5 protein-coding genes are annotated in these 3,585 nt (G+C 43.0%); 3 read left to right on the forward strand and 2 right to left on the reverse strand.

Annotated elements, in window-relative coordinates:
* The 3 genes from ACR2F3_RS06095 to ACR2F3_RS06105 all read left to right on the forward strand — a co-directional run.
* Window positions 1-547, forward strand: a 547-nt coding sequence (locus ACR2F3_RS06095) for a hypothetical protein (protein WP_432709088.1), incomplete at its 5' end; no start/stop codon positions are given.
* A gap of 79 nt (window positions 548-626) precedes the next feature.
* On the forward strand, window positions 627-1,325 hold the full coding sequence (locus tag ACR2F3_RS06100; RefSeq protein ID WP_432709089.1) for a DUF4397 domain-containing protein: 699 nt from the start codon (window positions 627-629) through the stop codon (window positions 1,323-1,325).
* Between the two features lie 110 nt (window positions 1,326-1,435).
* Complete coding sequence (locus tag ACR2F3_RS06105) at window positions 1,436-2,362, forward strand: DnaJ C-terminal domain-containing protein (protein ID WP_432709090.1); 927 nt, start codon at window positions 1,436-1,438, stop codon at window positions 2,360-2,362.
* A 56-nt stretch (window positions 2,363-2,418) separates the two neighbouring features.
* Here ACR2F3_RS06105 and ACR2F3_RS06110 read toward each other — a convergent pair whose 3' ends face one another.
* Window positions 2,419-3,306 carry an SDR family oxidoreductase gene (locus tag ACR2F3_RS06110; RefSeq protein ID WP_432709091.1) on the reverse strand — a complete coding sequence of 296 codons (888 nt, stop codon included), beginning with the start codon at window positions 3,304-3,306 and terminating at the stop codon, window positions 2,419-2,421.
* Window positions 3,307-3,309: 3 nt separating this feature from the next.
* Window positions 3,310-3,585: hypothetical protein (locus tag ACR2F3_RS06115; RefSeq protein ID WP_432709092.1), on the reverse strand; the 276-nt coding region annotated here is incomplete at its 5' end.

The raw sequence follows: 3,585 nt of genomic DNA on the forward strand, positions 1-3,585 counted from the left end.
AAAATTCACGATATTATGGAGGACCTTCAGGCCTAATATGATCAGGTATACCTGTACTTTATTGCTTTGTTTGGTGTTGTTTACGGCGCGCGCCCAGGATATTGCAACGCTGCCAATTAATTTGCAGCGCCTGGAGGCCTATGTAAACAAACCGGCAAGCCAGGTTAGTGACTCCTTAATAAAAGAGGGCTGGAAGCTTAATGCCGAACTTTCGGGAAGCATGGATGGGGATGATTACCGCACCTTTTCTTTTGGCAACCTGGAAACTGACCAAAAGAAAGCCCTTGCCTGGCTGCGTATACATTGGGCAGGTACACTACCTGTAAATCGAGTGTATTACCAGGCGCCGGATGAGGAAACCTACACCAGGCTTGTTGAAGCTATCAAGGCAACGCAATCAACAGCATCGCTGCCCCAAACTATTGAGGGGCAAACATTGACTGTTTATACTGGTGATAATTATGTTTACCAGACGATTGTTTCGGCAAGTACTTATACCGTGGTGGTGATTAGCAAAGAATTTTTTACGGCAAATACATCACCATAAATTTACCTTGTAAAAGCGTGCTTTTAAAGTGATTTTACTAGATTAGCGCGATATTTGAAGTACTTAAAATTAATATTTTATGATGAAATTTTCTACCAACGCAATTCTTTCTTTTGGCCTGCTTTTTACTTTAGCTTTCTCATCTTGTAAAAAGGATAAGGAGACGGATAAGACAGCGCCTGAAAGTGGTACCAGTTTCATAAGCATTGTAAATGCTTCACCAGGTCTGGCTACCTATAATTTTTATATGGATGATGTGAAAATGAATCCTGCTGCACTTCCTTTAGGCGGTTCTGTTCCTTACGTTCAGGTGAAATCGGCTACTTATGCCTCTAAATTCACCTCTGCCGGTACAACAGAAAGTCTATTGTCTAAAAGTATAACATTAAACTCTAATGGCACCTACACCTACTTTTTAACAGGGCGGGCTGGTCAACTGGATGGGATATTATCGAAGGATGAAATAGCTGGTGTGATTACGCAGGGGGCTATTCGTTTTGTTAACCTTTCGCCTGATGCGAATGCATTGGATTTAGTGATTAGTGGCGGGACTACTGTAATAGCTAACCAGTTTTATAAATCTATAAGTGCATTTGTAGCCTTGGCACCGGCAAAATACACGTTGAATGTGGTAGATAAAAGCACTGGTCAGGTTAAAACAAGCATACCTAATGTAGAAGTGGCAGCTGGCAAATATTACACCGTACTTGTTAGAGGAATGGTGAGCCCAAGTGATACAGAATACCCTTTGGCAGCACAACTGATTGTAAATATGTAACCTGTTTCCGTAACGTAATGAAGCCGTCTTAAATTTAGATTTAAGACGGCTTCTTTTTGCTGGGTATTTGTGGTTTCATTTCGTTAAATTTGATTATAGAATAAAGCGTTATGGCATTTATCGACTATTACAAAATACTCGGAGTTGACAAGAAGGCTTCACAGGAGGAGATCAAAAAAGCATATCGGAAACTTGCCCGCAAGTATCATCCTGACGTGAACCCTGACGATAAAGAAGCTAATAAACAGTTTCAAATGGTTAACGAGGCAAACGAGGCGCTGAGCGACCCGGAAAAACGCCGGAAATACGATGAGTATGGGGAAAACTGGAGAAATGCCGATCAATTTGAGCAGCAACGACGGGCGCAGGGACAGCATAGATATGAAGGAGGCAATCCTTTCGGTGGAGGCGGAAACCCTTTTGGTGGAGGTTTCGAAACAGACACTGATTTTGGAAGTGGTGGCTTTTCCGATTTCTTCGAATCACTGTTCGGCAGGCAAACTGGTGGGCGCTCTACACGCGGTGGCAGAACTAAAGGGCAGGATTACCAGGCTGAACTGCAATTAAGGCTTCGTGATATCTATACCACACATAAACAAACCTTAACGGTAAACGGGAAACAGATCAGGATTACCATTCCGGCAGGTATAGCAAACGGGCAGGTAATTAAATTGAAAGGTCAGGGTGCGCCAAGTAAGGCGGGTGGCACTAATGGCGACTTGTTCATCACCATCATCGTTACAGATGACCCGGTATTTAAACGCACTGGCAACGACCTGAATGTAACCGCTGACCTCAATCTTTATACCGCTGTGTTAGGCGGAGACACCACCATTGACACCATGTCTGGAAAGGTAAAATTAAAGATAGCAGCCGGCACACAAAATGGCACCAAGGTAAGATTGAAAGGTAAAGGATTTCCTGTTTATAAAAAAGACGGTGAATTTGGCGATATGTATGTGACCTTTCAAATAAAGATACCGGAGAAATTAACACCTAAACAGCTAGAACTGTTTAAAGAGCTCGCAAACTCCTGATCTGTAAAAAGGCGCTGTTTAACCAACAGCGCCTGCACGATATATTAAATTTGTGATTAAATGGTTATTCTACCCCCCGTAACCGGAATAGTGGCGCCTGAAATATAACTGGCATCATCGGAAGCCAGAAAAACATAGGCAGATGCTACTTCCACAGGCTGCCCCGGACGGCCCATTGGGGTGTCCTGGCCGAAAGTTTCTGGTTCTGGCATGGTAGAAGGAATCAATGGTGTCCAGATTGGTCCCGGTGCCACACAATTTACACGAATGCCTTTTCCTGCCTCTAGTAAGATCTGGCTTAAGTTGGCCGTAAAATTTTGTATGGCAGCTTTGGTGGCCGCATAAGGCAACAATTTTTCAGAAGGCGAATAGGCATTTACCGATGTGGTATTGATGATGCTGCTGCCGGGTTTTAAATGTGGTTCTGCAGCTTTACTCAAGTAAAACATTGGATGGATATTAGTGTCAAAGGTATAACGCCATTCATCAGAAGGAATATCCTCCAGGGTTTCTCTGGCCATTTGAAAGGCAGCATTGTTCACAAGGATATCCAGCTGGCCAAATTCTTCGATAGCTTTTTCTACCAACTCCTTACAATGTAACTCTTTACTGATATCGCCTTTAACAAGCACGGCCTTACGCCCAGCCTCACGTACATACCTTGCGGTATCATTGGCGTCGTCATCTTCCATGTCATCAAGATAGGAAATAAGTACATCAGCACCTTCGCGGGCAAAAGCAATAGCTACAGCCCTGCCAATACCGGAGTCACCACCAGTAATAAGTGCTTTTTTACCAGTAAGTTTACCTGAACCTTTATAGCTCTTTTCACCATGATCTGCCGTTGGCGTCAATTGATCTTCGGTTCCAGGGTTTTCTTGTTCCTGTTTTGGAAATGGCGGTACAGGATACTTAGTATGGGGGTTCGATTTTGTGTTTTCCATAAACTAGGTTTTTATTAGCGTTTTAATTGTTCTTCTATTGCATTTAGTAATTTGTTGTATGGGGCTATAAATTTTTCTATCCCTTCTTCTTCGAGTTGTTTGGTTACCTGATTGATGTCGATGCCAGCATCTTTTAATGGCGCAATATTTCATTCCGTTTGGATGGAAAGGAAGGAATGTCTTTGGTTCCCAAATTATATTTACAGCAGGCGTTTTCTGGTGAAGGATATCGAGAATTGCGACATCGGTCATGTGCCCTTTCCCTGTTGCAGCAAGACT

The organism is Pedobacter sp. (genome assembly GCF_045627485.1).
Classification (GTDB): domain Bacteria; phylum Bacteroidota; class Bacteroidia; order Sphingobacteriales; family Sphingobacteriaceae; genus Pedobacter.

Excerpts from the sequence above, each read along its gene's own strand:
- ACR2F3_RS06110 (WP_432709091.1), bottom strand. The coding sequence starts at position 3,306 with ATGGAAAACACAAAATCGAACCCCCATACTAAGTATCCTGTACCGCCA.
- ACR2F3_RS06100 (WP_432709089.1), top strand. The coding sequence starts at position 627 with ATGATGAAATTTTCTACCAACGCAATTCTTTCTTTTGGCCTGCTTTTT.
- ACR2F3_RS06105 (WP_432709090.1), top strand. The coding sequence starts at position 1,436 with ATGGCATTTATCGACTATTACAAAATACTCGGAGTTGACAAGAAGGCT.